A 25,900-nucleotide genomic window follows, 5' to 3' on the forward strand; every position below is an offset into this window, starting at 1 on the left:
GTGGTGTGCTCCGGGCTTTCGCGGTGACGTAACCTCGAAGTCCGGAGCCCGCCGATCTCGGGACCTTGATCCACACCTTGGGGTTGCACAGCAGATGACTGCAATTTCTCTCGGAATGCCGTCCGTTCCGACGAAGCTCGCCGACCGTAGGGTCAGCCGCAAGATCCAGGTCGGATCGGTGGCGGTAGGCGGGGACGCGCCCATTTCGGTGCAGTCGATGACGACCACCAGGACGTCCGACATCGGCGCGACGCTCCAGCAGATCGCGGAGCTGACAGCGTCCGGCTGCCAGATCGTACGAGTGGCCTGCCCGACCCAGGACGACGCCGACGCGCTGGCGACCATCGCGCGCAAGTCGCAGATCCCGGTGATTGCGGACATCCACTTCCAGCCGAAGTACGTCTTCGCGGCCATCGACGCGGGCTGCGCGGCGGTCCGGGTCAACCCGGGCAACATCAAGCAGTTCGACGACAAGGTCAAGGAGATCGCCAAGGCGGCCTCCGCGAGCGGCACCCCGATCCGCATCGGAGTGAACGCCGGATCGCTCGACGCCCGCCTGCTCCAGAAGTACGGCAAGGCCACCCCGGAGGCGCTCGTCGAGTCCGCCCTGTGGGAAGCCTCCCTCTTCGAGGAGCACGGCTTCGGCGACATCAAGATCTCGGTCAAGCACAACGACCCGGTCGTGATGGTCAACGCCTACCGGCAGCTCGCCGCCCAGAGCGACTACCCGCTGCACCTCGGCGTCACCGAGGCAGGCCCCGCCTTCCAGGGCACCATCAAGTCCGCGGTCGCCTTCGGCGCGCTGCTGAGCGAGGGCATCGGCGACACGATCCGGGTGTCCCTTTCGGCCCCGCCCGTCGAGGAGGTCAAGGTCGGCCTCCAGATCCTGGAGGCCCTCAACCTCAAGCAGCGCCGCCTGGAGATCGTGTCCTGCCCGTCCTGCGGCCGCGCCCAGGTCGACGTCTACAAGCTCGCCGACCAGGTGGCGGCCGGGCTCGACGGCATGGAGGTGCCGCTGCGCGTCGCCGTCATGGGCTGCGTCGTCAACGGTCCCGGCGAGGCCCGTGAGGCCGACCTCGGTGTCGCCTCCGGCAACGGCAAGGGCCAGATCTTCGTCAAGGGCGAGGTCATCAAGACCGTCCCCGAGTCGAAGATCGTCGAGACCCTCATCGAAGAGGCGCTGAAGATCGCCGAGCAGATGGAGAAGGACGGGGTCGCCTCTGGCGCCCCGGTTGTCACAGCCTCGGGCGAGCCCGAGGTCTCCGTCAGCTGACACCGGCGGATATCCGCACAAGACGTGTGCGCAAGACGGTGCATAAGGAGCCTCGCCCTCGGGCGGGGCTCCTCCTGCATTTGCGGCGCTCGCCGGAAGGGCCAGGTACAGTTCGTGGATCAGAAGCCCGTACGGTGAGGCCCCTCACGTGTTGACTCAGACCACCACCCGGGTCCTCGACCCCGGCGAACTGGGCGCCGCGCTCGCCATCCTCGAAAGCGAGCCCGTCGCCAACGCCTTCGTGACCTCCCGCGTCCAGGCCGCCGGCCTCGACCCGTGGCGGCTCGGCGGCGAGATGTGGGGCTGGTACGCCGAAGGACGACTGCGCTCGCTCTGCTACTCCGGCGCCAACCTCGTCCCGATCTGCGCCACCCCCGAAGCGGTACGCGCCTTCGCCGACCGCGCCCGCAGGGCCGGCCGCCGCTGCTCCTCGATCGTCGGCCCCGCCCGGACCACCGCCCAGCTGTGGCGCCTCCTCGAACCGAGCTGGGGCCCCGCCCGCGACGTACGCTCGCACCAGCCGCTCATGGTCACCGAAGAACTCTCGCGGCTCGTCGAGCCCGACCCCCTGGTCCGTCGCATCGACAAGGCCGAGATCGACGTGATCATGCCGGCGTGCGTGGCGATGTTCACGGAGGAGGTCGGCGTCTCGCCGCTCGCCGGCGACGGCGGGCTGCTCTACCAGGCGCGGGTGGCCGAACTGGTCGCCGCCGGGCGGTCGTTCGCCCGTATCGAGGACGGCAAGGTCGTCTTCAAGGCCGAGATCGGCGCCGCGACGTCCCGGGCCTGCCAGATCCAGGGCGTCTGGGTCGCCCCCGAATACCGGGGCCGCGGGCTCTCGGAGACCGGCATGGCGGCCGTCCTGCGTTATGCGCTGGCCGATGTCGCCCCGGTGGTCAGCCTCTACGTCAACGACTTCAACACGGCGGCCCGCGCGGCGTACCGGCGGGTCGGTTTCCGCGAGGTTGGCGCGTTTATGAGCGTGTTGTTCTGACGGGACCGCGCAGTAGGGTGCGCTCCATGGCAGCTCATACCGGGGGCCACCCCCAGCCCCCCGCCGTCCTGATCGGGCCGGTCGATCTCGCGGCGCGGGTGGACGAGGCCCTCGCCGTGCAGGCCAACGCCTTCGGACTCAGCGACGACGAGGTCGGCGTACGCCGTCACATCGTGCTGCGGCATCTCCTCAACCCCGGCGCGCTGGCACTCGGCGCGACCACGCCCGAAGGCCGCCTCGTCGGCTTCGTCTACGGGATGCCCAACGACCGCACGCACTGGTGGTCGACTGTCGTGGAGCCGTACCTGCGCAACACCGGAACCGAGGGCTGGCTGGACGACTCGTTCGTCATCACCGAGCTGCATGTCGAGCCCCACCACCAGGCACGCGGCATCGGCCGCACGCTGATCACCACCATCACGGACGCCGTGCCCCAGCCGCGTTCCATCCTCTCGGCGATCGACATCGAGAGCCCGGCCCGCGGCCTCTACCGCTCACTGGGATACGTCGACCTGGCCCGCCAGGTCCACTTCCCGAGCGCGCCGATGCCGTACGCGGTGATGGGCGCACCGCTCCCGCTGCGGCGTCACCCTGCGTAACGGATTTCCCGGGGCCTGTGCGACACGGCTAACCTCCTGCCATCACACTTTTCTTCGCAGGAGTTCACCATGGCCCAGGTCCAGCGCATGTCCCGTCTGATGGTCAAGACATTGCGTGACGACCCGGCGGACGCCGAGACGCTCAGCCACAAGCTGCTGGTGCGCGCCGGATACGTCCGCCGGAACGCAGCGGGGATCTGGACCTGGCTGCCGCTGGGCAAGAAGGTCCTCGACAACATCTCGCGCGTCGTGCGCGAGGAGATGGACGCCATCGGCGCCCAGGAGGTCCTGCTTCCCGCGCTCCTGCCCCGCGAGCCGTACGAGGCGAGCGGCCGCTGGGAGGAGTACGGTGACCTGCTGTTCCGCCTCAAGGACCGCAAGGGCGCCGACTACCTCCTCGGCCCGACGCACGAAGAGGTCTTCACGCAGACCGTCAAGGATCAGTGCACGTCCTACAAGGACCTGCCGGTGATGCTCTACCAGATCCAGACCAAGTACCGCGACGAGGCGCGTCCGCGCTCCGGAGTGCTGCGCGGCCGTGAGTTCCAGATGAAGGACTCGTACTCCTTCGACACGACGGACGAGGGCCTCGCCGAGTCGTACGCGCTGCACCGCGCCGCGTACCAGAAGATCTTCGAGCGCCTCGGCCTCGACTTCCGCATCGTCTCCGCCGTCTCCGGCGCGATGGGCGGCTCGGCGTCCGAGGAGTTCCTGGCCCCGGCCCCGGCCGGCGAGGACACCTTCGTCGACTGCCCGGCCTGCGACTACGCGGCCAACACGGAGGCCGTCACGTTCAGCGCCGCCGCTGTCGCCGCCGCATACGACGGCTCGGAGCACGGCCCGGTCGAGGAGCTGGACACCCCCGACACCCCGACCATCGAGACCCTCGCCGAGCACCTCGGCGTACCGGCGTCGGCGACCCTCAAGAACCTGCTCGTCAAGGTCGACGGCGAGATCGTCGCCGTCGGCATCCCCGGCGACCGCGAGGTCGACCTCGGCAAGCTCGGCGAGCACCTCGCCCCGGCCGTCGTCGAGCTGGTCACCGCCGAGGACTTCGAGGGCCGCGACGATCTCGTACGCGGTTACGTCGGCCCGCAGGGTCTCGACAAGGTCCGCTACATCGCCGATCCGCGCGTCGCCGCCGGCACCGCGTGGATCACCGGCGCCAACAAGGCCGACACCCACGCCAAGAACGTCGTCGCGGGCCGCGACTTCGAGGTCGACGACTACCTGGACGTCGTCGTCGTCGAAGAGGGCGACCCCTGCCCGAACTGCGGCACCGGCCTCAAGCTCGACCGCGCGATCGAGATCGGCCACATCTTCCAGCTCGGCCGCAAGTACGCCGACACCTTCCAGCTCGACGTACTCGGCCAGCAGGGCAAGCCGGTCCGCGTGACCATGGGCTCGTACGGCATCGGCGTCTCCCGCGCCGTCGCCGCACTCGCCGAGCAGTCCGCCGACGACAAGGGCCTGTGCTGGTCGGCCGAGATCGCCCCGGCCGACGTCCACGTCGTCGCCGCGGGCAAGGCGCTCCAGACCGAACTGGCCGTCGAGGTCGCGGACAAGCTGGGCGCGGCGGGGCTGCGCGTGCTGGTCGACGAGCGGCCCGGTGTTTCGCCGGGCGTGAAGTTCACGGACGCGGAGCTCATCGGCGTACCGAAGATCCTGGTGGCGGGGCGCCGGAGCGCCGAGGGCGTCGTGGAGCTCAAGGACCGGCGCACGGGCGAGCGCGAGGAGCTCACGGTCGACGAGGCGATTGCGCGTCTTACCGCCTGACGGGCGGGGCGCGGGTTGCCTGCGGCGCTTTCCCCACCCCGCCCCTTCCCGAAACTGGGGGCAAGCCCCCAGACCCCCGGACGCCCTTGGGGGACCGGGGTCTGGGGCGGAGCCCCAGTTCGGGAAGGGGCGGGTAGGGGAACAAGCCCCGCGCAGCGGATCCCACCCCGCCCTACAGCCAGCCCGCGAACTCCAACAACAGCTCGGCATCCTGGTGGCGGCCCGCCGCGCTCGCCCGTACGCCCGACTCCACCGCCCGGAACAGCGTCCAGCCGTGCAGCCTCGCCCGGTCCACGTCCAGCGAGTCGGCGAGCTTGTTCACCCGGCGGCGGGCCGCCGACGCGCCCCCGGTGGAGGCGACCAGGTCCTCGACGCGGTCACGGACCAGGCGGGCCAGGTCGTACGCCCGCTCGCCGACCAGCGGCTCGGGCCCGACCGCAAGCCACGGCGCCCGGTCACCCGCGAGCACCTTGCCCTGGCGGAAGTTGCCGTGGAGGAGCAGGAGTTCGGCGTCGGACGCGGTCAGTTCGTCGCGCGCCGCGAGGGCCGCTTCGACCAGCGGGGCGAGCGACGGGTCGGCGCTCCGCAGGGGCTCGGCCTGGCGGGCGGTGCGCTCGGCGACGGTCTCGAAGGCGTGGCCGGGGGGCGGCTCGATCCACAGGCGCCGTACGATCCCGGCCGCCTCCAGCAGGGCCTTCGCCTCCGGCAGGGAGCGCAGCGACACCTCGGAGTGCAGGCGCTCCAGGAGAAGCTCACCGCTGTGGACATCGGTGTCGTCGAGGAGCTGGACCGCGCCCCAGCCGTTCCAGTGCGCCAGCGCCGCCCGCTCCAGATCGGGCCGGGCCGTCGGAGGGGCGATCTTGAGCGCGGCGGGGGTGCCGTCCTGCTGCCGTACGAGGACGACCAGACTGCTCCTGCCACCGGGAGCCTGCACGCGCTCTACGGTCAACTTCCGCCGGGACACTGCCTGTTCGGCGATATCGGGCAGTCGGCCGAGCCAGTCGGCGGCCTCTTCCCCGTGCGCCTCGCCGAGCGCTCGTACGAGACGCTGCGGCGGTTCGAAACCCATGCGTGTGGTGTCCCCTTCAAGGCCAGTCGTAAGCCGGGAGCCAAGTCCGGAGCTCACTGTGTGCGGCTCACCGCCGAAGTGGTCAGCTCGGCGAGCCCAGGAAAGGTTACGCTGCGTCCCCGCCAGCGCACGGCCCGCACCGCCGCCTCCCGCAGCGCCCCCGCCGCCTCGCGCCGCAGCGGGCCCCCGGCGGCCCGTACGACGTCGGAGTACACGCCGGCCACCCGGTCCTCCAGCTCGGCGGCCAGCCGCAGGGCCGCGGCCGCGTCCGGCACCGGGAACGGCAGGGCGTACGCGGCGGCCGCCGCCACCGGCGTTGCGCCCAGGTCGCGCACGGTCCGCTCCAGGGCGTCACGCCGCGACCGGTGCGCGTCGTACGCCTCCCGCGCCTCGTCCCTGCGGTCGTCGGCGACCCGGCCGCCGACGACTCCGTACCCGTACACAGCGGCGTGCTCGGCAGCGAGCGCGGCCTGCACGGCCTGCATGGCGGATGCCTGCATGGCGGACGACGTACCGCTGCTGCTCACGTGCGGTCCCCTTCGATCAGCAGATACGCGTGGGCGGCGCCGGCCGCCGCGACGGAGGCCAGCAGCCGCGCCAGCTCCGGCGGGGCCTCGACGAGCGCCGCACTGTGTTCGTCGGCGATACGGCGCTCCGCTGCGGCCAGCGCCTTGAGGGCGTCCTTGCGGCCGGAGTCGACCGGCGGCGCGGACGGCAGGCGCCCGCCCGGCTTCCCCTGCGCCCCGGCCCCTTCCGTCCGCAGCACGTCCGCCTGCCTGGCCACCGCCTCGCGCATCGGCTTCAGCCGCTCCGCGACGTCGGGGTGGGCGGCGGCGACGGCGTCGTAGTGCGAGAGGAGCGACCTGCGGGCCTGCGCGGCACGCGTGCGCAGCGCGGTCTCGATCCGGGCCGGGTCGGCCTTCGGGGCGTTCCGGCCGCCTGCGTCGGCGCCTTCCCCGCCGTGCGGAGCGGCATCCTCCGCACATGCGCCGGTCAGCAGAGCGACGGCCGCGGCCCCGGTCGCCCCAAGGGCACGCCTGCGTGTGGTTCCCGTGCGCCGCACGTGTGTCTCCCTCGGGCTTCTGCGGTGATCACCGCAGGCGAGCGTACCTGCGGGTCTGCGGGAGGCGGACGGCAACACCCCTCGGGACCGGATACCCTTTGATCTGACACGCGACGATCCATACAACAGCACACGCGGCCGAGGAGTCACCCGGATGAGCACCACCCAGAGCGACAGGCTGCGCGCACTCCTGGAACCACTGGTCAGCGCAGAGGGCCTCGATCTGGAAGACATCGAGGTGTCCCGGGCAGGCAGGCGCCGCATGCTGCGGATCGTTGTCGACTCCGACGAAGGCGTGGAACTCGACACCTGTGCCGAGCTGAGCCGCGCCGTCTCCGAGAAGCTCGACGAGACGGACGTGATGGGTGAGGACGAGTACGTCCTCGAAGTCAGCTCCCCGGGCGCCGACCGCCCGCTGTCGGAGCACCGCCACTACGTAAGGGCCATCGGGCGCCTGGCCAAGCTCCAGTTGCATGACGGCAGTGAGCTGATCGCGCGCATTCTGACCGTGGACGACGAGGGACTCGACCTCGAAGTGCCGGGCGTGAAGGGCCGCAAGCCCACCGCCCGCCGGGTCGCTTTCGCAGACATCGCCAAGGCGCGTGTGGAGATCGAATTCAGCCGCAAGGACAAGAAGGAAGAGGAGGCGTAGCCATGGACATCGACGTAAAGCTTCTGAAGGGCTTGGCGAAGGAAAAGGAGATTTCCTTCGACCTGCTGGTCGGGGCGATTGAGTCCGCCCTCCTCATCGCGTATCACCGCACCGAGGGCAGCAGCCGCCACGCGCGCGTGCAGCTCGACCGGGAAACCGGTCATGTGACGGTCTGGGCGAAGGAAGACCCGGCCGATCTCGAAGAGGGCCAGGAGCCCAAGGAGTTCGACGACACCCCGTCCGACTTCGGCCGGATCGCGGCCAGCACCGCCAAGCAGGTCATCCTCCAGCGTCTGCGCGACGCCGAGGACGACCGCACGTTCGGCGAGTACGCGGGCCACGAGGGCGATGTCGTCACCGGCGTCGTGCAGCAGGGCAGGGACCCCAAGAACGTCCTCGTCGACATCGGCAAGCTGGAAGCCATCCTGCCCGTGCAGGAGCAGGTGCCCGGCGAGGAGTACACGCACGGCCTGCGCCTGCGTACGTACGTCGTGCGGGTCGCCAAGGGTGTGCGCGGCCCGTCCGTGACGCTGTCCCGTACCCACCCGAACCTGGTGAAGAAGCTCTTCGCCCTGGAGGTCCCGGAGATCGCCGACGGCTCGGTCGTCATCGAGGCCATCGCCCGCGAGGCCGGTCACCGCTCCAAGATCGCCGTACGGTCGACGCGTTCCGGTCTGAACCCCAAGGGCGCCTGCATCGGCCCGATGGGCGGCCGCGTGCGGAACGTCATGGCCGAGCTGCACGGCGAGAAGATCGACATCGTCGACTGGTCGGACGACCCGGCCGAGATGGTGGCCAACGCCCTGTCGCCCGCGCGCGTCAGCAAGGTCGAGATCGTGGACATGGCGACCCGCTCCGCCCGCGTGACCGTGCCCGACTACCAGCTGTCGCTGGCCATCGGCAAGGAGGGGCAGAACGCCCGCCTCGCCGCCCGGCTGACCGGCTGGCGCATCGACATCCGTCCCGACACCGAGCAGCCGTCGGACCAGGCGCCGGACCGGGACTGAGCAACTTTTACGACAACAACCGTTCGATTTTTGCCCCAATGGGGTGAGGTCGCTACGGGGAGGTAGACTTAATAGTGTCTGGCCGGACGCATGCCCGCGTGTGCCCTGAGCGAACCTGTGTGGGATGCCGGGAGCGAGCGGCCAAGAGCGATCTGCTGCGGATCGTGGTGATCGAGGGTGAATGTGTCCCCGATCCACGCGGTACGCTGCCCGGCCGGGGTGCGTACGTTCACCCCGCCTCTGCCTGCCTCGACCTGGCGGTCCGCCGCCGGGCGTTTCCCCGGGCCTTCCGGGGCAAGGGGCCGCTCGACACATCGGCGCTGAGCCAGTTTGTCGAGCAGGCGACACCGTAAGAAGAGAACGGCACGGATAACCGTGCGGTCAGGTACCTCGCGAGTTGGAAGTAGGTCGAGATTGCGATGAGCACTCGATGAGTACGCGATGAGTACGCCCATGAAGTAGCGACGGTCCGGCGGTAACCCGGACCTAAAAGGAGCGAAGTGGCTAAGGTCCGGGTATACGAACTCGCCAAGGAGTTCGGCGTAGAGAGCAAGGTCGTCATGGCCAAGCTCCAAGAACTCGGTGAATTCGTCCGTTCGGCGTCCTCGACAATCGAGGCGCCGGTTGTACGCAAATTGACTGACGCACTGCAGGGGCCCGGCGGCAACGCCGGCAAGTCCGCTGCCAAGCCGGGCGCGCCCCGCAAGGCCGCGCCCGCCAAGCCCGCAGCGCCCTCCCCGGCCGCTGCGGCACGTCCCTCTGCCCCGAAGCCCGGCGCCCCGGCCCCCAAGCCGGCCGCAGCCGAGGCCCCGAAGAGCAGCGCCCCCGCAGAGACCGCGCCGGCCGCAGGGCCGCGTCCCGGTCCCAAGCCCGCACCGGCCAAGCCCGCTCCGGCGGCTCCGGTCCCCGCGGCAGAATTCTCGGCTCCGGCTCCGGCACAGCCGGCTTCCCCGCAGCCCCAGCAGGCCCCGCGTCCCGCAGGTGCCACGCCCGGGCCTCGTCCCGCCCGTCCGGCCCCGGCCGGTCAGCGTGACGGTGGCCAGCGCGACGGCGGCCGTGGTGGCGAGCGCGGTGGCGAGCGTCCCGGTCGTCCCGGTGGCCAGCAGGCCCCGCGTCCCGGTGGTGCCCGTCCCGCAGGCCCGCGTCCCGGCAACAACCCGTTCACCTCTGGCGGCTCCACCGGCATGGCGCGCCCCCAGGCGCCCCGTCCCGGCGGCGCACCGCGACCCGGCGGTGCCGGTGCCCCCGGTGGCGCCCCGCGTCCGCAGGGTGGTCCCGCAGGCGCTCCGCGTCCGCAGGGCGGCCAGGGTGGCGCACGTCCGACCCCCGGTGGCATGCCCCGTCCGCAGGGCGGCGCCCCGCGACCGGGTGGCGCTCCGGGCGGTAACCGTCCGAACCCCGGCATGATGCCGCAGCGTCCCGCAGCCAGCCCCCGTCCCGGTGGCGGTCCTGGCGGCGGCGGCCGTGGTCCCGGTGGCCCCGGTGGCCGTCCGAGTGGCGGCGGCGGTCGTCCCGGTGGCGGCGGCTTCGCCGGTCGTCCGGCCGGTCCCGGCGGTGGCGGTGGCGGCTTCGCCGGCCGTCCCGGTGGTCCCGGCGGCGGTGGCGGCGCAGGCCGTCCCGGTGGTGGCGGCGGCTTCGGCGGTCGTCCCGGCTTCGGTGGACGTCCCGGCGGTCCCGGTGCCCGTGGTGGCACGCAGGGTGCGTTCGGCCGTCCCGGTGGTCCCGCGCGTCGCGGTCGCAAGTCGAAGCGTCAGAGGCGCCAGGAGTACGAGGCCATGCAGGCCCCGTCGGTGGGCGGCGTCATGCTGCCTCGCGGCAACGGACAGACCGTCCGCCTGTCGCGCGGTGCCTCCCTCACCGACTTCGCGGAGAAGATCAACGCCAACCCGGCGTCGCTCGTCGCCGTGATGATGAACCTCGGCGAGATGGTGACTGCCACGCAGTCCGTCTCCGACGAGACGCTGCAGCTCCTCGCGGACGAGATGAACTACGTCCTGGAGATCGTCAGCCCGGAGGAAGAGGACCGCGAGCTTCTCGAGTCCTTCTCCATCGAGTTCGGTGAGGACGAGGGCGGCGAGGAAATGCTCGTCTCCCGTCCGCCGGTCGTGACCGTCATGGGTCACGTCGACCACGGTAAGACCCGACTGCTGGACGCGATCCGCAAGACGAACGTCGTTGCGGGCGAGGCCGGCGGTATTACGCAGCACATCGGTGCGTACCAGGTCGCCACCGAGGTCAACGGTGAAGAGCGCGCCATCACCTTCATCGACACCCCCGGTCACGAGGCGTTCACCGCCATGCGTGCCCGTGGTGCGAAGTCCACCGACATCGCGATCCTCGTGGTCGCGGCGAACGACGGTGTGATGCCGCAGACGATCGAGGCGCTGAACCACGCCAAGGCGGCCGACGTGCCGATCGTGGTCGCGGTCAACAAGATCGACGTCGAGGGTGCCGACCCGACCAAGGTGCGCGGTCAGCTCACCGAGTTCGGTCTGGTGGCGGAGGAGTACGGCGGCGACACGATGTTCGTCGACATCTCCGCGCGACAGGGCCTCAACATCGAGCAGCTGCTCGAAGCCGTGGTCCTCACCGCGGACGCGTCGCTCGACCTCCGTGCGAACGCCGAGATGGACGCGCAGGGTATTGCGATCGAGGCGCACCTCGACCGCGGTCGCGGCGCCGTCGCCACGGTGCTCGTCCAGCGCGGAACGCTCCGCGTCGGTGACACGATGGTCGCCGGTGACGCGTACGGCCGAGTCCGCGCCATGCTCGACGACAACGGCAACAACGTCGAGGAAGCGGGTCCGTCGACCCCCGTCCTGGTCCTGGGTCTCACCAACGTCCCCGGTGCCGGCGACAACTTCCTGGTCGTCGACGAGGACCGTACGGCCCGCCAGATCGCAGAGAAGCGTGCTGCGCGTGAGCGCAACGCCGCCTTCGCCAAGCGCACCCGCCGGGTGTCCCTCGAGGACCTCGACAAGGTGCTCAAGGCCGGTCTGGTCCAGGAGCTCAACCTCATCATCAAGGGCGACGCGTCCGGTTCGGTGGAGGCTCTCGAGTCCTCGCTGCTCCAGCTCGACGTCGGTGAAGAGGTCGACATCCGGGTCCTGCACCGCGGTGTGGGTGCGGTCACCGAGTCCGACATCGACCTGGCGATGGGCTCCGACGCCATCGTGATCGGCTTCAACGTGCGCGCCGCAGGGCGTGCCGCGCAGATGGCCGAGCGCGAGGGTGTGGACGTCCGGTACTACTCGGTCATCTACCAGGCGATCGAAGAGATCGAAGCGGCCCTCAAGGGCATGCTCAAGCCGGAGTACGAAGAGGTCGAGCTCGGTACGGCGGAGATCCGCGAGGTCTTCCGCTCGTCCAAGCTGGGCAACATCGCGGGTGTTCTCATCCGCTCCGGCGAGGTCAAGCGCAACACCAAGGCGCGACTCGTCCGCGACGGCAAGGTCGTGGCCGAGGACCTCAACATCCAGGGTCTGCGCCGCTTCAAGGACGACGTCACCGAGATCCGCGAAGGGTTCGAGGGTGGTATCAACCTCGGCAACTTCAACGACATCAAGATCGACGACGTCATCGCGACGTACGAGATGCGCGAGAAGCCGCGCGGCTAGTCCGCAGAGCTGATCCGTACGGCTGGTCCGTACAGCATCGGTCGGAGCCGCTCGGCGGAGATATTTCCGTCGAGCGGCTCCGGCCGTTGCGTGTACGGTTCTTGTGTCCCTGCCAAGTGGCTGGCGGGGCACGACCCCGAACCGGCGGGACATCCGGACATACATGTATGTGGGGACACTGTCCTTCGACCTGCTCCTCGGCGACGTACGGTCGCTGAAGGAGAAACGCTCCGTCGTACGACCGATAGTCGCCGAGCTCCAGCGCAAATTCGCGGTGAGTGTGGCGGAAGTCGGCGACCAGGATGTCTACCGCAGAGTCAAGATCGGCGTCGCGGTGGTGTCAGGGGAAACGGGGCACCTCACAGACGTACTGGACCGGTGCGAGCGCATGGTCGCCGCCCGGCCCGAAGTGGAGTTGCTGTCCGTTCGACGGCGGCTGCACACAGACGAAGACTGACGTATCGCAGCAGCGGAAAGACAGAAAGAGAGTAGGACCGGTGACCGACAAAGCGCGGGCCCGCAAGCTGGCCGATCGCATCCAGGTCGTGGTCGCGGAGACCCTGGACCGGCGTATCAAGGATCCGCGGCTGGGCTTCGTGACCATCACGGATGCCCGGGTCACCGGTGACCTGCGGGAGGCCACGGTCTTCTACACGGTCTACGGCGACGACGAAGAGCGCGCCGCCTCGGCTGCCGCACTGGAGAGCGCCAAGGGCATCCTCCGCTCCGAGGTCGGCCGGCAGACCGGCGTGCGCCACACGCCTTCGCTGGCCTTCGTGGCGGACGCCCTGCCGGACAACGCGCGCACCATCGAGGACCTCCTCGACAAGGCGCGCGCCAAGGACGCGGAGGTGCGCGAGGTGTCGACCGGCAAGACGTACGCCGGCGAGGCCGACCCGTACCGCAAGCCCGAGGACGACGAAGCCGGAGCGGACGCCGAGGGCGAGGGCGAAACCGCGGAATGAAGCGCACCACCACCACGACGCCGGACGGCCTTGTCATCGTCGACAAGCCGTCCGGCTTCACTTCGCACGACGTAGTGGCCAAGATGCGCGGGATCGCCAAGACCCGTCGCGTCGGCCACGCCGGCACGCTCGACCCCATGGCGACGGGCGTTCTCGTCCTCGGCGTCGAAAAGGCCACCAAGCTGCTGGGTCATCTCGCTCTGACCGAGAAGGAGTACCTCGGTACGATCCGGCTCGGCCAGACCACGGTCACCGACGACGCGGAGGGCGAGATCACGACGTCCACCGACGCTTCCGGCGTGACCAGGGAAGGCATCGACGCGGGCGTCGCCGAACTGACCGGCGCCATAATGCAGGTGCCTTCGAAGGTCAGCGCGATCAAGATAAACGGCAAGCGGTCGTACTCGCGGGTGCGCGAGGGCGAGGAGTTCGAGATCCCGGCCAGGCCGGTCACCGTCTCGTCCTTCCAGGTGTACGACGTGCGCGAGGCAGTGGCCGAGGACGGGACGCCCGTCGTCGACCTGGTCGTCTCCGTCGTCTGCTCCTCCGGTACGTACATCCGCGCTCTCGCCCGTGACCTCGGGGCGGGGCTCGGTGTCGGCGGGCATCTGACCGCACTGCGCCGGACCCGGGTCGGCCCGTACGGGCTCGACGCGGCGAAGACGCTGGAGCAGCTCCAGGAGGAGCTCACCGTCATGCCCATCGCCGACGCGGCCGCGGCCGCGTTCGCGCGCTGGGACGTGGACGAGCGGCGGGCGGCCCTGGTGACGAACGGCGTACGGATCGACATGCCGGCGTACGAGAGCACCCCGGTCGCGGTCTTCGGCCCGGAGGGGCGCTTCCTCGCGCTCGTCGAGGAGAACCGCGGCAAGGCGAAGAGCCTCGCCGTCTTCGGCTGACGGCTCGCGCGACCGCTGAGCATCGGCTCACCTCTGCGCCCACCTCTGCGCCCACCTCTGCGGCCCACCGTGGAGCGGACAGCCCGTCGGCTGTCCGCTCCACGATCCCCCTCGCAGGTGGTCTGTCCACCCAGCCACTCCGATTCACCCCTTCGGGCAGGCGCTTGGAGTGAATGAAGGGTGTATTGGGGGGCGCTTTCGCCCGGCGTCCTTCTCCTGCCGATCAATGCGGGGCGGTGCTCGTCCGTACCACCGAGCGTCGCCGCCTGCTCCGGCGCTGGGGGACTCCCATGCCCGATGCGAGGCACAGGCCGCGGGCATGGCAGTCTTAGACCTGCGTAATCAGCAATCTCACGTACACAGGTTCGGGTTCGAGTTCGGGCGAGGAGAGCGGTCACAGTGCAGCGCTGGCGTGGCTTGGAGGACATCCCCCAGGACTGGGGACGCAGCGTCGTCACCATCGGCTCCTACGACGGGGTGCACCGCGGACACCAGCTGATCATCGGACGCGCGGTGGACCGCGCCCGCGAGCTCGGCGTGCCTTCGGTGGTCGTCACCTTCGACCCCCACCCGAGCGAGGTCGTGCGGCCCGGCAGCCACCCGCCGCTGCTCGCCCCGCACCACCGGCGTGCCGAGCTGATGGCCGAGCTGGGTGTGGACGCGCTGCTGATCCTGCCCTTCACCGCCGAGTTCTCGAAGCTGTCGCCGGCCGACTTCATCGTGAAGGTGCTGGTCGACAAGCTGCACGCGAAGGCGGTCATCGAGGGCCCGAACTTCCGCTTCGGACACCGGGCGGCGGGCGATGTCGCATTCCTCTCCGAGCTCGGTCCGACGTACGACTACGAGGTCGAGGTCGTAGACCTGTACGTGCGCGGCGAGGCGGGCGGCGGCGAGCCGTTCTCCTCCACGCTGACCCGGCGCCTGGTCGCCGAGGGCGACGTCGAAGGCGCCGCGGAGATCCTGGGCCGGCCGCACCGCGTCGAGGGCGTGGTGGTGCGCGGCGCCCAGCGCGGCCGCGAGCTCGGCTACCCGACGGCGAACGTCGAGACGCTGCCGCACACCGCGATTCCCGCCGACGGCGTGTACGCGGGCTGGCTGACGGTGGAGGGCGAGGCGATGCCCGCCGCGATCTCGGTCGGCACGAACCCGCAGTTCGACGGCACGGAGCGGACGGTCGAGGCGTACGCCATCGACCGGGTGGGCCTCGACCTGTACGGGCTGCACGTCGCCGTCGACTTCCTGGCGTACGTACGCGGCCAGGCCAAGTTCGACTCGATCGAGGCGCTGCTGGTGGCGATCGCGGACGACGTGAAGCGCTCGCGCGAGCTGATCGAGGCGTACGAGGCGAAGTAGCGGCCGCGCTCAGGCGTCGCCCACGGCACTCGTCTCTGCCCCTGCCTCTGCCCCCGCGCGTGCCCCGGCGGCGCGGGCTGCCGCCCAGTGGCAGGCGACCTGCGCCTCGTCGCCGCCGGCCAGGACCGGCAGGAGCGCCGTACGGCAGTCGGCGTCGACGCCCGTACGCCCGGCCTCGCCGGAGGCCAGCACGTGGCAGCGGGCGTGGAAACGGCAGCCACCGGGAATGCGGGACGGGTCCGGCGGTTCGCCCGTCAGGACGACGGGTTCCGCACCGGACTCGGGGAGTACGGACAAGAGGGCCTGCGTGTACGGGTGCTGAGGCTCCGTCAGCACCTTCTCGGCGGGGCCGGTCTCGACGATCCGGCCCAGGTACATCACCGCTACCCGGTCGGCGATGTTCCAGGCGAGGCCGAGGTCGTGGGTCACCACCAGGGCGGAGAGCCCGAGTTCGTCGCGCAGCGACAGCAGTAGCGCCAGAATCTCGCCGCGTACGGACGCGTCCAGTGATGCCACCGGCTCGTCGGCGACGATGAGTTCGGGGTTCAGGACGAGCGCGCCCGCGATGACGACGCGCTGTCGCTGGCCGCCCGAGAGCTCGTGCGGGTAGCGCAGGAAGAACCGCTCAGGGGGACGCAGACCGGCGCGCGAGAGCGCCTCGGCGACGGCCCCGCGCTCGTCGCCCGCGTAACCGTGGATGCGCAGACCCTCCGCCACGGCGTCGTACACCGTGTGGCGCGGATTGAGCGAACCGCTCGGGTCCTGGAGCACGAGCTGTACGCGCTTGCGGTACGCCTTGAGGGCGCGTGAGCCGTAGTCGAGGGGCTTGCCGGCGAAGGTTACGCGGCCGGAGGTGGGCGGGACCAGGCCGAGGAGCGAGCGGGCGAGGGTGGTCTTGCCGCAGCCTGATTCGCCCACGAGCGCGACGATCTCGCCGGGGCGGATGTCGAGGTCGACGCCGTCGACGGCACGGGCGGCGGGGGCGCCGCGGCGGCCGGGGAAGGTGACGTGCAGGGCGGTGGCGGTGAGGAGGGGAGTGGGGTTCATGTCTTACTCCGGTGGGTGGGATGGGGGCGGTGCTCAGCAGTGCGGGGCCGCGGGTGCCTGCGGCGCTTTCCCCACCCCGCCCCTTCCCGAAACTGGGGGCAAGCCCCAGGCCCCGGGACGCCCTTCGGGCGTGGTCCTCAAACGCCGGACGGGCTGAATTCAGCCGCTCCGGCGTTTGAGGAGCGGGGTCTGGGGCGGAGCCCCAGTTCGGGAAGGGGCGGGGTGGGGAAATGGCACGCCGCAGGCGCCCCTGCCGGCTCCGGTCACGGCAACGGCTGCGCCACCCCCACCCGCACGCACGCCGCCCTCCGCCCCGCCCCCGCCTCTCGCAGTGGCTGGTCCTCCGTGGCGCACGTGTCCAGCGCCACCGCGCAGCGCGGGTGGAACGTACAGCCGGACGGCAGCGCCGTAGGATCCGGCGGATCGCCGCGCAGGCCGCGCGGGGCGAGACGCGAACCCGGGTCGCCGATGCGCGGGAACGCGGCCGACAGCGCCACGCCGTACGGATGCTGCGCCTCGTCGAACACCTGCCTCGCCGGGCCCTCCTCCACCACGCGCCCCGCGTACATCACCGCGAGCCGGTCACACGTGTCGGCCAGCACCGACAGGTCATGGCTGATCATCAGCAGGCTGATGTCCTGCTCCGCGACCAGCCCCTCGATCAGCCGCAGAATCTGCGCCTGGATCATCACATCCAGCGCGGTCGTCGGCTCGTCCGCCACGATCAGCCGCGGATCGCACGCCAGCGCCATCGCGATCATCACGCGCTGACGCTGCCCGCCGGACAGCTCGTGCGGATACGCGTCGGCGCGCGCGCCCGGCAGCCCGACCTGCTCCAGCAGCTCGGCGACCCGCCTGCGCGCGGCCCCCGGAGTGGACCGGCGGTGCAGCAGCACCGGCTCGGCGATCTGGTCCCCGATCCGGTGCACGGCGTTCAGCGAATGCATCGCGCCCTGGAAGACGATCGAAGCGCCTGCCCACCGTACGGCCCGCAGCCTGCCCCACTTCATGGTGAGGACGTCCTCGCCGTCGAGCAGAATCTCCCCTCTGAGCCTGGCCGACGCGGGCAGCAGGCGCAGCAGCGCCAGCGCCAGCGTCGACTTGCCGCAGCCGGACTCGCCCGCGATGCCGAGCTTCTGACCGGCGGAAACGGTGAGGTCCACGCCACGTACAGCGCGCGTCCCCGCTCCGTACGTGACATGCAGGTCCTTCACTTCGAGCAGCGTGCTCCGTGGACTCATCGGGCCGACACCCCCAGCTTCGGATTGAGCACGGACTCCACCGCACGCCCGCACAGCGTGAACGCCAGGGCGACGACCGCGATGGCGATGCCCGGCGGCGCCAGGTACCACCAGTGCCCGGACGACACCGCGCCCGCCTCCCGCGCATCCTGGAGCATGCCGCCCCACGAGACGACGTCCGGGTCGCCGAGCCCCAGGAAGGCGAGCGTCGCCTCGGTGAGGATGGCGTTGGAGATGCCGAGGGTGGTCTGGGCGAGGACGAGCGGCATGACGTTGGGCAGGACGTGGCGGGTCATGATGTGGCCGTGGCCGCCGCCGAGCGCCGTCGCCCGCTCGATGTACGGGCGCGACTCGACGGCGAGGGTCTGCGCCCGCACGAGCCGGGCCGTCGTCGGCCAGCTCGTGACGCCGATCGCCAGGATCACCGTCCACACGCTGCGCGACATCACCGTGGCCAGCACAATCGCGAGCACCAGCGTCGGCATCACGAGGAACCAGTCCGTGATGCGCATGACCACGGTCGAGAGCCACCCGCCGAAGTGCCCGGCGACGATGCCCACGAGCGTACCGATGGCCACCGACAGCGCGGCGGCCATCAGTCCCACGGTCAGTGAGATCCGCGCGCCCCAGATCAGCAGCCCGAGCAGCGACCGCCCGAACTGGTCGGTTCCTAGCGGGAATTCACCGCTCGGCGGCTCCAGCGCCGAGCCGGGAGCGTCCGTAACGCTCTGTACGTCGCTGCCGACGAGCAGCGGCGCGGCGAGTGCCACCAGCGCGATCAGGGCGAGGGCGCCGAGACCGAAGAGCCCGGCCCGGTGCGTACGGTACGAACGCCAGAACCGGGCCACGGAGTGCCGGCGCCGCGCCCACGCGAGCGACGAGGCGGTCTGAGCGGAGTTCGTCGCAGTCATCGGCCCACCCGGGGATCGAGCAGCGGATAGAGCAGGTCGGCGAGGAGATTCATCAGGATCATCGCTCCGGCGAAGACGACGAAAAGCCCCTGCACGAGCGGCAGATCGGGCACGCTCAGCGCCTGGTAGAAGAGCCCGCCGAGCCCCGGCCAGGAGAAGACCGTCTCGACGAGGATCGAACCGGCTGCCACATGACCCAGGTTGATGAACACCATGGTGACGGTCGGCAGCAGGGCATTGGGCACGGCGTGGTTGCGCCGCACGAGGTCGTCGCGCAGTCCCTTCGCGCGCGCCGTCGTCAGGTAGTCGCTGCCCATCTCGTCCAGCAACGACGACCGCATGACCAGCAGCGTCTGGGCGTACCCGACCGCGACCAGTGTGACGACCGGCAGCACCATGTGGTGCGCGACATCGGTGACGTACGCGAAACCGGAGGCGTCGCCCGACTCCATGCCGCCCGTCGGGAACATGCCGGGGATCGGGCCGATGCCCACCGAGAAGGTGATGATCAGCAGCAGGCCGAGCCAGAACGACGGCACGGACCACAGTGTCAGCGCCACTCCGGTGTTGACCTTGTCGCCGAGCCCGCCGTGGCGCCAGGCGGAGCGGGTGCCGAGCCACAGGCCGAGCACCGAGTAGATGACGACGGCGACGCCGGTCAGCAGCAGGGTCGCGGGCAGCTTCTCGCTGATCAGCTCGCCCACCGGGGCGTGGAACTGGTACGAAGTGCCGAGGTCGCCGCTCAGCGCCTTGCCGCAGTAGTCCGTGAACTGCTGCCACAGGGGGAGATCGAGGCCGAACTGGCGGCGCAGCGAAGCGAGTTGCTCGGCCGACACCTGGCGGCCGTGCGTCATCGTGCGCACCGGGTCGCCGGGGATGATCCGGAAGAGGAAGAAGCTGGTGACGAGGACGGCGAAGAGCGAGACGGCCGCGCCGCCCAGCTTCCCGGCGACGTACAGCAGATAGGCGCGTGCGGAGCGGGCGCGGGGGCCGGACGGCCCGGTCTTCACCGGGACCGGGCCGTCGGCCGTACCCTCCGCGAGGGGGGTGGTGCTTGCAGTGCTCATGGACTACTCACGGTCTTCCGCGGTGGAGCGGCGGCGCAGGGCGACGAAGACACCGAGCCCGGCGGCGAGCACGACGGCCGCGCCGATGCCCACGACGAGACCGGTGGAGGAACCGCTGTCCTCACTGGATCCGTCCGCGTCCGCGGGCACGGCCGACCACCAGCTCCAGTAGCCGTCCTGGCCCCAGAGGTTGCCGCCGGACGCGGGCATCGTCGTGATCGACTTGATCTGGTCGGTACGGTACGCCTCGACCGCGTTCGGGTACGCCATGACATTCATGTACCCGGTGTCGTACAGCCGCGACTGCATCTGCTTGACGAGATCGGCGCGCTTGGTCTCGTCGTACTCCGCGGTCTGCTGCGCGTAGAGCTCGTCGAACTTCTTGTCGCAGATGAAGTTGTCGGTCGCGCCCGTGTCCTTGGGCGTGGCCGGCAGCGCGGCGCACGTGTGAATGGAGAGGACGAAGTCCGGATCGGGGTTGACGGACCAGCCGTCGAAGGCCAGGTCGTACTCGCCCGCCAGCCAGGGGTCGGAGACATTGTCGAGGCAGTCGACCTTCAGCCCGATGCCGAGCTCGCCCCACCACTCCTGCATGTACTTGCCGATGGCCTTGTCGTTCGGGTCGGTGGCGTGGCAGAGGATGCGGAAGTCGAGCGGCTTGCCGTTCTTGCCGACGCGCTTGCCCGCGCTGTTCTTCTTGTAGCCCGCCTCGTCGAGGAGCGCGGCCGCCTTCGCCGGGTCGTACGCGATCTTCTGGCCGTCGGCCGGCTTCCAGTGGTACGCGGCGAAGCGCGGCGGGATGTAGCCCTCGCCCTCGACGGCGTGGCCCTGGAAGACCTTGTCGATGATGGTCTTGCGGTCGGTGGCGGCGAAGAGGGCTTGGCGCACCTTCGGGTCGAGCAGCGCAGGGTGGCCGTTGCCGAACTTCTTGCCGTCCTTGGACTTGGCGCCGGGGTTGGTGGCCAGCGCGTAGAAGCGGCGGCCCGGGGCGTCGTTGACCTTGATGTTCTTGGCTTTGGAGAGGGATGCGGCCTGCGCGGGGGTCAGGTTGGCCGCGAAGGACACCTCGCCCTTCTGGAGCGCGGCGACAGCCGCGTCACCGTCCTTGTAGTACTTCAGGACAAGCTCGTCGAACTTCGGGGCGCCGCGCCAGAACTGCTTGTTCGGCTTGAGCTTGACGTACTGGTCGACCTTGTAGTCGGTCAGGACGAAAGGCCCGTTGCCGACGATCGGGAACTTCTTGTCGTTGTTGAACTTCGAGAAGTCCCCGACCTTCTCCCATGCGTGCTTGGGGACGATCGGCACATCGAGCGCGGCCATGGTGGCCTGCGGCTTCTTCAGCTCGATGACCAGCTTGGTGGGGCTGGGGGCGGTGACCTTCTTGAAGTTGGCGACGAAGCTGCCGTTGGCGGTGGCGGCGCCCTCGTCGCTCATCATCGTGTTGAACGTCCAGGCGGCGTCCTCGGCGGTGGCCTGCTTGCCGTCGGACCACTTGGAGTTCTCGCGGATGGTGTACGTCCACGTCAGCTTGTCCGGCGACGGCTCCCACTTGGTGGCCAGGCCGGGGATCGCGTGGTTGTCCTTGACGTCGTAATTCGTCAGATTCTCGTAGACCAACCGGTGGACGCTGGTGGAGACCAGACGCTGAGCCAGGAACGGGCTGAGGGAATCGACGCTCTGGGAGACGGCGACGGTCAGCGTCCGCTTGCCGTCGCTGCCCGCGGCCTTCGCCTGCTGTGGTGCGGGGTTCAGCGGGGTCGCGGCTGCGGCGGCGATGGCCAGGGCGGTGGCGCCGACTGCGAGCAGCGTTCGGATATGAGGGTGTGGCCGGGCGTTGCGTGGAACAGTGGTGGTGTCCATGGGATGTTTGACCTCGCGTCATCACTCGCACGGAGAAGGCGTGTTGATCACTGCTGTCCAGCTTGGTGAAGCGAAGGTCTATCAGCGCTGTCCGGCCGCGTCAACGATGCTCTATACCCGGTGTGGGCTGCGGGAATGCCCCAGGAGAACGCCCGGGAGCGCGCAGGCGCAGTCGGTGCGAGCCCTCATTGGTCTAAACCCTTGTTGCCCTACTGTTGAGGGGCTGACGGAGCCCGTGCGAGCCCGTTTGGTAATTTGGGCGGTTCCATCTTCTGCTTCTCGGGGGACCCGTTTTGAGCCAGCCCTGGCAGCCCCAGCCCCAGTACAACCCGGGCAACCAGCCGCCGATGCCCCAGCAGCCGCCGGGGCCGCCACCGGGGTTCGGCGCACCGCCGCCGGCCCAGGGGCAGTTCCCGCCGCAGCCCGGCTACCCGTACCAGGCATATCCGGCGCCGTACGGGCAGCAGCAGCCCCAATCCGGCAAGCCGGTCGCCGCGTTCTTCCTCGGGCTGCTCGTATCTGTGGCCGTCGCGACCGTCTACAGCCTCGTCATGTACGCCACGTACGAAGACCAGTCGAAGAACACGGCGCAGGCCATGTACGTGATCCACGCCCTGCTCAACGGAGCGGCCGTCGGTGCCATCGTCGGCCTCGTGGGCCGCAGTAGCGGCGGTGCCAGGATCTGCGGGGCCATCCTGGCCGTGCTCGGAGGCTTCTTCGGTTACACCAACGGCGTGGTGCTCATTGCCTTCGATTCTGGCTGGATCGGGAGCATGGTGCGGTTCGACCCCTTCTTTCCGGCCAAGAACTGGTTCGGCAGCGACGGCGTGACGCAGCTGATCGCCGTGCTGGCTCTCGTGGGAGCCGCAGCAGCCGCCTGGGGACTCGCCTACGCCATTGGCAGAAACCGCCGCTGACACGGCGCCGACCACGCGCGGTGCCCAACCGACCTCGCCCCGCCGGATCTCGTCCGGCGGGGCGAAGTGCCGTCTGAGCGCCTGGCTCAGGTCAGATCGAACTCACCGTCGCGCGCACCGAGTACGAACGCCCGCCACTCGGCTTCGGTGTACCGCAGGACGGTTTCCGGATCTACGGACGACCTCATCGCGACGGCCCCTTCGGGCAGGTACGCGATCTCGACGCGCTCCTCGTTCTCGCTCGTGCCAGGAGCGCTGTGCCACTCGACGCCAGAGATGTCGAGGGCGTACAGCTCTTCCTTCTCCTGTGCGCTCCCCATCAGTCAAACTCCCTTTCGGCAACGGCCGGACGTCGTCCCGGGCATCTTAGGCCAGAGGCCTGAGTCATGCGGGCAGTCATTCACTCGCACGAGGGAAGACAGAAACCTCGCCCGCTACTGCTGTGTCCAGCCCTCGGGCGGTTGCTGCTGCCAGCCCTGGCCCTGCGGAGGCTGCTGCTGTTGCGGTGCCTGCTGTTGCCAGCCGCCACCCTGCGGAGGCTGCTGCTGCCCCTGTTGCTGCCAGCCCTGTCCCGGCTGGGGCGCGGCGCCGGGGTGCTGCTGAGGCGCGTACCCCTGCGGCGGCTGCTGTTGCGGAGCCTGCTGCTGGGCGGCGAAGCCCTGGCCCTGCTGGGTGCGGGCGATGTCCTCGGCGACGAGGGCCGCGATGTGGAAGTACGCCTCGCGGGTCTTGGGACGCATCATGTTGAGGTCGACCTCGGCGCCCGCCGCGAGGTGTTCGTCGAAGGGCACCACGACGACGCCGCGGCAGCGGGTCTCGAAGTGCGCGACGATGTCGTCCACCTTGATCATCTTGCCCGTCTCGCGGACCCCCGAGATCACGGTGAGCGATCGCTGGACGAGGTCGGCGAAGCCGTTCGCGGAGAGCCAGTCGAGCGTCGTCGACGCACTGCTCGCACCGTCCACGGACGGGGTCGAGATGATGATCAGCTGGTCGGCGAGGTCGAGGACCCCACGCATCGCGCTGTAGAGCAGTCCGGTGCCCGAGTCGGTGAGGATGATCGGGTACTGCCTGCCCAGGACTTCGAGCGCGCTGCGGTAGTCCTGGTCGTTGAATGTCGTGGAGACCGCCGGGTCCACGTCGTTGGCGATGATCTCAAGACCGGACGGCGCCTGCGAGGTGAAGCGGCGGATGTCCATGTAGCTGTTCAGCTGCGGGATCGCCTGCACCAGGTCGCGGATGGTGGCACCGGTCTCGCGCCGCACCCGTCGGCCGAGGGTGCCGGCGTCCGGGTTGGCGTCGATCGCCAGGATCTTGTCCTGGCGCTCGGAGGCGAGCGTGGCGCCGAGCGACATGGTCGTCGTGGTCTTGCCGACGCCGCCCTTGAGGCTGATCACCGCGATCCGGTAGCAGGACATCACCGGCGTACGGATCAGAGCCAGCTTCCGCTGCCGCTCTTCTTCTTCCTTCTTGGCGCCGAGCTTGAAGCGGGACGGACCCGCGTTGTTCTTACGGGCCTTGGGCTGGTTGCGCAGCAGCCGGTCGGAGGAGAGCTCTACGGCGGCGTTGTAACCGAGCGGGGTCCCTGGCGCGGCCTGCTGCTGAGGGGCGCCGGCCTGCGGTCCTGTCGGGGCGGTCCAGCCGCCCTGGGAGCCGTAGGCGGGCGGGGCCGCGGGGTTCGGCTGCTGGGGCTGCTGCTGGTACTGGGGCTGTTGGGCCTGCGGTTGCTGCTGGCCCTGTTGCGGCTGTTGCGGCTGCTGCTGTACGGGCTGCTGCGGGGGCGCGGGCTGCGCGGCCTGCGGGTAGCCGTAACCGGCCTGCTGCGGCGGGTAGTTGTAGCCGGGCTGGGGCTGTTGTGGCTGCTGCTGCTGTACGGGCGGCTGCTGCTGCGGTGGCTGGCCGGGCTGTTGCTGGGGCTGAGGCTGCGGCTGCGCAGCCTGCTGCTGGTGTGGCTGCGGGAAGCCAGGTGCGGGCTGTCCCTGCGCGGGGTACCCCGGGTGCTGCTGCGGGGCGGGCTGCTGCTGCGCCTGGGGCAGCGGCTGAGCCGCGCCGAACGTGCCCTGCGGGGGCGTCTGGTACTGCGGCTGCGGCATCGGCTGCTGGGCAGCGGGCTGCGGGTAGCCGTAACCGGCGGCTTGGGCGGCCGCTGCGGCTGCGGCCTGCTGGTTCGGCTGCGCCGCCTGCTGCGGTGCACCCTGAACGGGCTGCTGTGCGGGCTGGTAGCCCTGCGGCAGCGGGGGGAGCTCCTGGGGCGCAGGCACGGACGGGTCTGCGTGAGGCGCGGCGGCCTGCGGCGCGGGAGCCTGCGGCGGAACCTGCGCTGCGGGCTGGTGCCCGGACTCCGGTGCGGGCTCGACTGCGGTGGGCGCCGCTGCTGCCGCTGCCGCTGCCGAATCGGTCTCGGGCTCGGCTTCGCCATCGGCCCCAGCATCCGTCGCGGAGCCGGAGTTGGCGTCACCTTCGGCGCCGGACGCGGCCTCGGAGTCACCCGGCTCCGCCACGTCGCCGTGCTCCTCCTCCTCCTCCTGCTGCTGCTGCTGCTCAGGCTCATCGGCATCGTCGTCGTCGCCGAACAGCGCTGCCGCTTCGGCATCGGCGGCGGCGTAATTCGGCTCGGAGATCTGCTGCTCGGGGATCTGCGCGGCGGGGGCCTGCTGTTCGGGCACGTTCGCCGCCGGGGCCTCGGCCTGGGGCGTGTTGCTCTGCGCGTCGTCGTCGATCGGGCGCAGCACGGGGAAGCCGGGGGCCGGCGCCGGGGGCGTGACCGCTTGCGGCTGGGCCGGGGCGGGCTGCTGCGGGTACCCGTAACCGCCCGAGGTGTCCTGACCCGGCTCCTGTGCACCAGGCGCGGCCTGCTGCGGCGCCACGTACTGCGGCTGGGCCGGGGCCGGCTGCTGCGGATACCCGTAGCCGCCCGAGGTGTCCTGAGCCGGTTGCGGCGTACCCGGCGTGGGCTGCTGCGGCGCGACGTACTGCGGTGCGGCCGGGGCGGGCTGCTGCTGGGGATACCCGTATCCACCCGGCGCCGCCTGCTGCGGATACCCGTATCCATCGGTCTGCTGAGGCGTCACCTGCTGAGGGAACCCATAGCCACCCGTTCCGTACTGATTCGCCTCAGGTGCGCCAGGACCCGGCTGCTGCGGAGCACCCTGCGCGTACGGCTGCGCCTGGGAAGGGACCTGAGGGGCAGCCGGCGTCTGATGAACGGGTCCACCCGTCGGCCCCAGCGGTGGTCCGGTCGGCGGCGGCGGAGACGCCTGCCCGGCGTCCTGCTGCCCGCCCTGCGCGGAGCCACCCCGCGTGCTCTGGTCGTACCAGGCAGGAGGCTCGTAGACGATTTCGAACTCGCCGGTGAGATCCAGCTCGCGGTCGTCCCCGTCCGAGGACTGGCCGTCGCCGTGGTACTCGGACCGATCCCTGTTCACTGCTTTGCCTCCTGGTCAGCCACTGCTGCTGAATGCGTCGTCGCGGTCGGGCGGATGGGGTGGCGCGTCCTACGCGGCTGCGACGTTCACCGCATCACCAGAAGCCTAAGCTTTAGCAGCGCGGTACGGAAAAGCGCCCTTGCGTGCGGACCGGCTCCACCGGCC

General features: G+C 70.4%; 23 protein-coding genes. 13 read left to right on the forward strand and 10 right to left on the reverse strand.

From position 1 onward, the window contains the following. The first annotated feature begins 94 nt into the window (after positions 1-94). The 4 genes from ispG to PXH83_RS23410 all read left to right on the forward strand — a co-directional run bounded on the left by ispG (position 95) and on the right by PXH83_RS23410 (position 4,642). On the forward strand, positions 95-1,273 hold the full coding sequence (gene ispG, locus PXH83_RS23395) for a flavodoxin-dependent (E)-4-hydroxy-3-methylbut-2-enyl-diphosphate synthase (RefSeq protein ID WP_274562524.1): 1,179 nt from the start codon (positions 95-97) through the stop codon (positions 1,271-1,273). A gap of 148 nt (positions 1,274-1,421) precedes the next feature. Beyond that, a complete protein-coding gene (locus PXH83_RS23400) occupies positions 1,422-2,267 on the forward strand; it encodes a GNAT family N-acetyltransferase (RefSeq protein ID WP_274562526.1) in 846 nt (281 codons plus the stop codon). A gap of 26 nt (positions 2,268-2,293) precedes the next feature. Then, entirely contained in the window at positions 2,294-2,866 is a 573-nt protein-coding gene (locus tag PXH83_RS23405; RefSeq protein ID WP_274562528.1) for a GNAT family N-acetyltransferase, read from the forward strand. A 69-nt stretch (positions 2,867-2,935) separates the two neighbouring features. Continuing rightward, positions 2,936-4,642 (forward strand): proline--tRNA ligase, encoded by a 1,707-nt coding sequence (locus tag PXH83_RS23410; RefSeq protein WP_274562530.1) that lies wholly within the window; start codon positions 2,936-2,938, stop codon positions 4,640-4,642. A 172-nt stretch (positions 4,643-4,814) separates the two neighbouring features. On the opposite strand, the gene PXH83_RS23415 is transcribed toward PXH83_RS23410, so the two are convergent. Genes PXH83_RS23415 through PXH83_RS23425 form a run of 3 tightly spaced genes read right to left on the reverse strand, consistent with a single transcriptional unit; the run spans position 4,815 to position 6,774 of the window. Continuing rightward, entirely contained in the window at positions 4,815-5,711 is an 897-nt protein-coding gene (locus tag PXH83_RS23415; RefSeq protein ID WP_274562532.1) for an aminoglycoside phosphotransferase family protein, read from the reverse strand. A gap of 53 nt (positions 5,712-5,764) precedes the next feature. Further along, positions 5,765-6,211: a ferritin-like domain-containing protein gene (locus PXH83_RS23420; RefSeq protein WP_274562984.1), complete on the reverse strand. Its 447-nt coding sequence runs from the start codon at positions 6,209-6,211 to the stop codon at positions 5,765-5,767. 23 nt (positions 6,212-6,234) lie between these two features. Then, the gene (locus PXH83_RS23425; protein WP_274562534.1) at positions 6,235-6,774 is read right to left on the reverse strand and encodes a hypothetical protein; all 540 of its coding nucleotides are present in this window, start codon (positions 6,772-6,774) and stop codon (positions 6,235-6,237) included. 154 nt (positions 6,775-6,928) lie between these two features. Here PXH83_RS23425 and rimP point away from each other — a divergent pair, with 154 nt between their 5' ends. The 8 genes from rimP to PXH83_RS23465 all read left to right on the forward strand — a co-directional run bounded on the left by rimP (position 6,929) and on the right by PXH83_RS23465 (position 15,267). Next, positions 6,929-7,426 carry a ribosome maturation factor RimP gene (rimP, locus tag PXH83_RS23430; protein ID WP_274562535.1) on the forward strand — a complete coding sequence of 166 codons (498 nt, stop codon included), beginning with the start codon at positions 6,929-6,931 and terminating at the stop codon, positions 7,424-7,426. A gap of 2 nt (positions 7,427-7,428) precedes the next feature. Then, positions 7,429-8,433, forward strand: a complete 1,005-nt coding sequence (nusA, locus tag PXH83_RS23435; protein WP_274562536.1) for a transcription termination factor NusA — start codon at positions 7,429-7,431, stop codon at positions 8,431-8,433. A gap of 74 nt (positions 8,434-8,507) precedes the next feature. Further along, the gene (locus PXH83_RS23440; RefSeq protein WP_214915970.1) at positions 8,508-8,786 is read left to right on the forward strand and encodes a YlxR family protein; all 279 of its coding nucleotides are present in this window, start codon (positions 8,508-8,510) and stop codon (positions 8,784-8,786) included. Positions 8,787-8,933: 147 nt separating this feature from the next. After that, complete coding sequence (infB, locus tag PXH83_RS23445; RefSeq protein ID WP_274562538.1) at positions 8,934-12,050, forward strand: translation initiation factor IF-2; 3,117 nt, start codon at positions 8,934-8,936, stop codon at positions 12,048-12,050. Positions 12,051-12,213: 163 nt separating this feature from the next. Next, positions 12,214-12,507 (forward strand): DUF503 domain-containing protein, encoded by a 294-nt coding sequence (locus PXH83_RS23450; protein ID WP_274562986.1) that lies wholly within the window; start codon positions 12,214-12,216, stop codon positions 12,505-12,507. Positions 12,508-12,547: 40 nt separating this feature from the next. Further along, complete coding sequence (gene rbfA / locus PXH83_RS23455; protein ID WP_274562540.1) at positions 12,548-13,015, forward strand: 30S ribosome-binding factor RbfA; 468 nt, start codon at positions 12,548-12,550, stop codon at positions 13,013-13,015. Continuing rightward, entirely contained in the window at positions 13,012-13,914 is a 903-nt protein-coding gene (truB, locus tag PXH83_RS23460) for a tRNA pseudouridine(55) synthase TruB (protein ID WP_274562541.1), read from the forward strand. The genes rbfA and truB overlap by 4 nt, the downstream gene beginning before the upstream one ends. Before the next feature lie 399 nt (positions 13,915-14,313). Continuing rightward, positions 14,314-15,267, forward strand: a complete 954-nt coding sequence (locus PXH83_RS23465) for a bifunctional riboflavin kinase/FAD synthetase (RefSeq protein ID WP_274562543.1) — start codon at positions 14,314-14,316, stop codon at positions 15,265-15,267. Positions 15,268-15,276: 9 nt separating this feature from the next. Here the strand turns inward: PXH83_RS23465 and PXH83_RS23470 are convergent, their stop codons facing one another. The 5 genes from PXH83_RS23470 to PXH83_RS23490 form a co-directional block, all read right to left on the reverse strand. Beyond that, positions 15,277-16,314, reverse strand: coding sequence for an ABC transporter ATP-binding protein (locus PXH83_RS23470; protein ID WP_274562545.1), 1,038 nt, complete (start codon positions 16,312-16,314; stop codon positions 15,277-15,279). Between the two features lie 263 nt (positions 16,315-16,577). Next, on the reverse strand, positions 16,578-17,666 hold the full coding sequence (locus PXH83_RS23475) for an ABC transporter ATP-binding protein (protein WP_420803205.1): 1,089 nt from the start codon (positions 17,664-17,666) through the stop codon (positions 16,578-16,580). Then, a complete protein-coding gene (locus PXH83_RS23480; RefSeq protein ID WP_274562549.1) occupies positions 17,552-18,466 on the reverse strand; it encodes an ABC transporter permease in 915 nt (304 codons plus the stop codon). The genes PXH83_RS23475 and PXH83_RS23480 overlap by 115 nt, the downstream gene beginning before the upstream one ends. Continuing rightward, a complete protein-coding gene (locus PXH83_RS23485; RefSeq protein WP_274562551.1) occupies positions 18,463-19,533 on the reverse strand; it encodes an ABC transporter permease in 1,071 nt (356 codons plus the stop codon). The genes PXH83_RS23480 and PXH83_RS23485 overlap by 4 nt, the downstream gene beginning before the upstream one ends. 3 nt (positions 19,534-19,536) lie before the next feature. Next, positions 19,537-21,393: an ABC transporter substrate-binding protein gene (locus PXH83_RS23490; protein ID WP_274562552.1), complete on the reverse strand. Its 1,857-nt coding sequence runs from the start codon at positions 21,391-21,393 to the stop codon at positions 19,537-19,539. 293 nt (positions 21,394-21,686) lie between these two features. Between PXH83_RS23490 and PXH83_RS23495 the strand changes: the two genes are divergently transcribed. Beyond that, positions 21,687-22,310: a hypothetical protein gene (locus PXH83_RS23495; RefSeq protein ID WP_274562553.1), complete on the forward strand. Its 624-nt coding sequence runs from the start codon at positions 21,687-21,689 to the stop codon at positions 22,308-22,310. A gap of 86 nt (positions 22,311-22,396) precedes the next feature. On the opposite strand, the gene PXH83_RS23500 is transcribed toward PXH83_RS23495, so the two are convergent. Further along, complete coding sequence (locus PXH83_RS23500) at positions 22,397-22,630, reverse strand: DUF397 domain-containing protein (RefSeq protein WP_274562554.1); 234 nt, start codon at positions 22,628-22,630, stop codon at positions 22,397-22,399. A gap of 114 nt (positions 22,631-22,744) precedes the next feature. After that, positions 22,745-25,735, reverse strand: a complete 2,991-nt coding sequence (locus PXH83_RS23505) for an SCO5717 family growth-regulating ATPase (protein ID WP_274562555.1) — start codon at positions 25,733-25,735, stop codon at positions 22,745-22,747. Positions 25,736-25,900 lie beyond the last annotated feature (165 nt).

It is taken from the genome of Streptomyces spiramyceticus (genome assembly GCF_028807635.1).
Classification (GTDB): domain Bacteria; phylum Actinomycetota; class Actinomycetes; order Streptomycetales; family Streptomycetaceae; genus Streptomyces; species Streptomyces spiramyceticus.

Coding starts and splice junctions, on each gene's coding strand:
- nusA (WP_274562536.1), top strand. CDS start 7,429: ATGGACATCGACGTAAAGCTTCTGAAGGGCTTGGCGAAGGAAAAGGAG.
- PXH83_RS23470 (WP_274562545.1), bottom strand. CDS start 16,314: ATGAACCCCACTCCCCTCCTCACCGCCACCGCCCTGCACGTCACCTTC.
- PXH83_RS23415 (WP_274562532.1), bottom strand. CDS start 5,711: ATGGGTTTCGAACCGCCGCAGCGTCTCGTACGAGCGCTCGGCGAGGCG.
- PXH83_RS23490 (WP_274562552.1), bottom strand. CDS start 21,393: ATGGACACCACCACTGTTCCACGCAACGCCCGGCCACACCCTCATATC.
- PXH83_RS23480 (WP_274562549.1), bottom strand. CDS start 18,466: ATGACTGCGACGAACTCCGCTCAGACCGCCTCGTCGCTCGCGTGGGCG.
- PXH83_RS23500 (WP_274562554.1), bottom strand. CDS start 22,630: ATGGGGAGCGCACAGGAGAAGGAAGAGCTGTACGCCCTCGACATCTCT.
- rimP (WP_274562535.1), top strand. CDS start 6,929: ATGAGCACCACCCAGAGCGACAGGCTGCGCGCACTCCTGGAACCACTG.
- PXH83_RS23420 (WP_274562984.1), bottom strand. CDS start 6,211: ATGCAGGCATCCGCCATGCAGGCCGTGCAGGCCGCGCTCGCTGCCGAG.
- PXH83_RS23485 (WP_274562551.1), bottom strand. CDS start 19,533: ATGAGCACTGCAAGCACCACCCCCCTCGCGGAGGGTACGGCCGACGGC.
- truB (WP_274562541.1), top strand. CDS start 13,012: ATGAAGCGCACCACCACCACGACGCCGGACGGCCTTGTCATCGTCGAC.
- PXH83_RS23410 (WP_274562530.1), top strand. CDS start 2,936: ATGGCCCAGGTCCAGCGCATGTCCCGTCTGATGGTCAAGACATTGCGT.
- PXH83_RS23450 (WP_274562986.1), top strand. CDS start 12,214: ATGTATGTGGGGACACTGTCCTTCGACCTGCTCCTCGGCGACGTACGG.
- PXH83_RS23405 (WP_274562528.1), top strand. CDS start 2,294: ATGGCAGCTCATACCGGGGGCCACCCCCAGCCCCCCGCCGTCCTGATC.
- ispG (WP_274562524.1), top strand. CDS start 95: ATGACTGCAATTTCTCTCGGAATGCCGTCCGTTCCGACGAAGCTCGCC.